The sequence below is a fragment of the Cupriavidus sp. 10L43_2 genome (assembly GCF_056395265.1).
Map to the genome: position 1 here is coordinate 1 of NZ_JBFTJE010000036.1, position 3,045 is coordinate 3,045.

The window sequence follows — 3,045 nt, forward strand, 5'->3', positions numbered from 1 at the left end:
TCCACGTTGATATCGAACCCGCCCTTGCCGGCATAGAGCCCGGTTTGCTCCACCACGGATGCATAGGTGCTATCCGTCTTGCCGCTGCTCACACTGCCGCTGGCGCTCACCGTGGTGCCGTAACAGATCGGCGGCACACAGATGCTGGCCTGCATGCCCGATGACGATTCGCGGCTGTGGTAGTCGTCCGTGTCCTGACGGCTTTCGATGCGATGGTTTATGCGTGTCGAAATGAAAGCCGCCCCGGCGGATGCGTCAATGAAGTCTTCAGGACTTAGGAATACCACGATGACTCGGCTAGAAATCGGAACTAAAAGGTAATGCAGGCAAAGCCTTTCTGCCTTGGCTCCGTGCGCTGCACCGCAAGCCGCTGGGCATCGCCCTCTTTCGTTTCATCGAGAATCTCGATATGGCAGTGCCCGGTGTTCGCGCTGATCGCGCGCTGGAATACCGATGTCTGGTGCGCTGTGTCATCGCGGCCAGGAAGGCCATGCACGACATACTTGTGACCGGCTTGCGGCTTGAACTTGATCATATCCCTGCAGCGATACATCCCCACCGAGCCGTCAATCGCGATAACCAGCGATTTGTTTGCCCGAACCTGCAAGGGCTGATTCTCGATCCGGATGTTGGTTTGGTAGCAACCTTTGGGGTCCATGACCGGGCTGGTCATGGAAAAGTTGCCTGTGCCGTAGAGTTCGGCTACGGGTTCGTCGGGACCTATGGGTAGCGGGGCGTAGGTAGAACAGGCGGTCAAAGAGAGGGCCGCGACGATTGTGGCGAAACATTTATAATGACCCATACTTAATCTATTTTATACTCGAATTCCACTGCATTGTCCGCCCCCGAGAGGTGTTTTTCGCCACCGGCGGCACGACGTTCATCTGCTTTGAATTCTAAATTTTAATTATCTACGAACTCCCGTTAAATACTTTCCCATTGCTGCCTTGATTCATTCCACACTTGCTTACTCCCGAAAATATCCACGACCCGCTTCTCGTCGCGGAACTGATACCTGTCAGGGTAAGAATATCGCTGCGGAAGAGGAGGCCATTCCCAGCGATCATCGGCGATACCCTCGATCTTTTCACTAGCCACCTTTACCAGATCCTCTTTGATGTCCCAGAAGAAATTACTCAAGTTATGAGCAAATATCTGCGCCTCCACGAGGGCGCACCTTGCCGTTAAAAGGTCGCCCTCCGCCATTGCTTCGTCATATACACGCATCAATTCAGATAAACTTACTACGTCACTTGTGAAACGCTGATCATTGTCTCGTGAATAATTCAAATTGAAATCATCATCGATTTTCTGGGGAGACAATCCTCTTGCACTAGCGAAATTCCACAAAGAGTCTCTAATTTTTCGAAAAATTTTTATCATTTCAATGTCCTACCTTTAGCAGCTTGCGTTTTCTCCGCATTCAGCGTTCCATCCAAATTCATCACGAACGTAGACTTTCCGTTTCTATCGAAGACTTCCAGATGATTCTTGTGATCGCCATCGAGATACACCTGATCGCCTTTCTTCAGATACGGCCCAACGTCATCCGTCACTCTGTAGACACTTTGACCGTCATAGATCTTCGATGTCTTCCGAATTGACTCGTTTAACTTTGCTCCAAAACCATCGCCGGTCAAGTATTGTTTCATGTTACCGACTGATCCCGCATTGGGCGAATACTTGCCTGTTGCAGCGCCAAAGCCAGATGCAGCGCCTATCCCGACGTCGGCAATAAGATCGGCGATCTCCGGCGAGCCGAGAGAGCTGTCCACCCCATATCGTGCCGCACTAGCCAAGGCTAGGCTGCGCATCTGGTTGACGGTCGTGTCGCCAAGGCGCAAGTCCGCGTACTCTAGTCGCTCCGCCTCGGTCCAGTTAGTAGGCCCCTTTCCCTGCAGTTCCGCGATACGCTGCCCTTGAGCATTCTGCTCTGCTCGGAGTTCCTGCGCCAGGCTCGTGCACTCTGCGTAGCTCGAGCAGTTCGCAACGTCTTCGCGATTCTCGGTCCACTTCCTCGCGTACTCGTCTCGCACTTCCTTTTCGCACTGGTCATCTTTACAGTCGGCTAGAGCCTCGGCTCTTTCACGCTTTTGCTTATGGTTCAGGTAGTTGTTCTCCGTCGCCACCTTGCCTACGTTTGCGCCTGCTGCTGCATCATTCGGCGACCCACCAGCTACGGCACCCGCCACCCCACCTACGAAAGCCCCTGCTAGTTGAACCAGGGCCTTCCGATCGGCATCGCTCAGTCCGTCCACATCTAGCAACGCTTCGCCAAACGTCTCCATTGCCAGAGATGCGGCACCGCCTGCTGCGGCGCCCGCCGCAAAGCTGCCCCCCAGTGCTTGCGAAATCAGACCACCCACCAAAGCGTGTACAAGGGCCTTGGTTTCAGGGGTGGAGTTCTCCAAAGCACTGCCCACTTGGTTGTAGAGCATGGGCGCTGCCTGTTGAACGGTCTCGCTCATCAACCGTTTGAACGCTTGCTCATCCTTGACCTTTTGTTCATCGAAGATCTTGCTGACGCTCTCATTCGCTGCGGCAGTATCACGATTCAGCGCAGCAATCGTCTCTTCTGCCGTCTGCCCGGTCTTCTCTTGTTGTCCAGTCGCGTCTTTGATCTTGATGGTCCCATCAGCAATCGCACTCCTTGTGGTCCCTCCGGCGCCCCCTTCTGTCGGCTTCTGAGCGTTCCCAGCGGCCGTCGCCGCCAAGCTATCCGCAAGGTTCTGGAGAACACTCGTGCCGCCTTGCCCGCCACTGAAACTCCCCGCAATCGTCGACGTATCGCTCTTGTACTCGGCCTTGTTCTCGATATCGCTCGTTGTCAGCGTGCCGGTGGTCAGCGTGTTCTTGTCCTTCTCCGCCGTACTCGCGATCACCGCGCCCTTCAGGCCGGTGTTCCCCTCCACGTTGATATCGAACCCGCCCTTGCCGGCATAGAGCCCGGTTTGCTCCACCACGGATGCATAGGTGCTATCCGTCTTGCCGCTGCTCACACTGCCGCTGGCGCTCACCGTGGTGCCGTAACAGATCGGCGGCACA

4 protein-coding genes are annotated in these 3,045 nt (G+C 54.9%); all 4 read right to left on the bottom strand.

Going from position 1 to position 3,045, the window contains the following annotated elements:
• A partial coding sequence (locus AC1DEL_RS27385; protein ID WP_441593848.1) for a hypothetical protein occupies positions 1-287 on the bottom strand: 287 nt, incomplete at its 3' end.
• A 23-nt stretch (positions 288-310) separates the two neighbouring features.
• Positions 311-673 carry a hypothetical protein gene (locus tag AC1DEL_RS27390; protein ID WP_211943501.1) on the bottom strand — a complete coding sequence of 121 codons (363 nt, stop codon included), beginning with the start codon at positions 671-673 and terminating at the stop codon, positions 311-313.
• A gap of 251 nt (positions 674-924) precedes the next feature.
• Entirely contained in the window at positions 925-1,383 is a 459-nt protein-coding gene (locus tag AC1DEL_RS27395) for a DUF6853 family protein (RefSeq protein ID WP_211943502.1), read from the bottom strand.
• On the bottom strand, positions 1,380-3,045 hold a 1,666-nt coding region (locus AC1DEL_RS27400), incomplete at its 5' end, for a VENN motif pre-toxin domain-containing protein (protein ID WP_477126479.1). The genes AC1DEL_RS27395 and AC1DEL_RS27400, both read right to left, overlap by 4 nt.

What these genes read in the sequence shown, in the direction of transcription:
- AC1DEL_RS27390 (WP_211943501.1), bottom strand. Translation starts at nt 673, where the DNA reads ATGACCAGCCCGGTCATGGACCCCAAAGGTTGCTACCAAACCAACATC.
- AC1DEL_RS27395 (WP_211943502.1), bottom strand. Translation starts at nt 1,383, where the DNA reads ATGATAAAAATTTTTCGAAAAATTAGAGACTCTTTGTGGAATTTCGCT.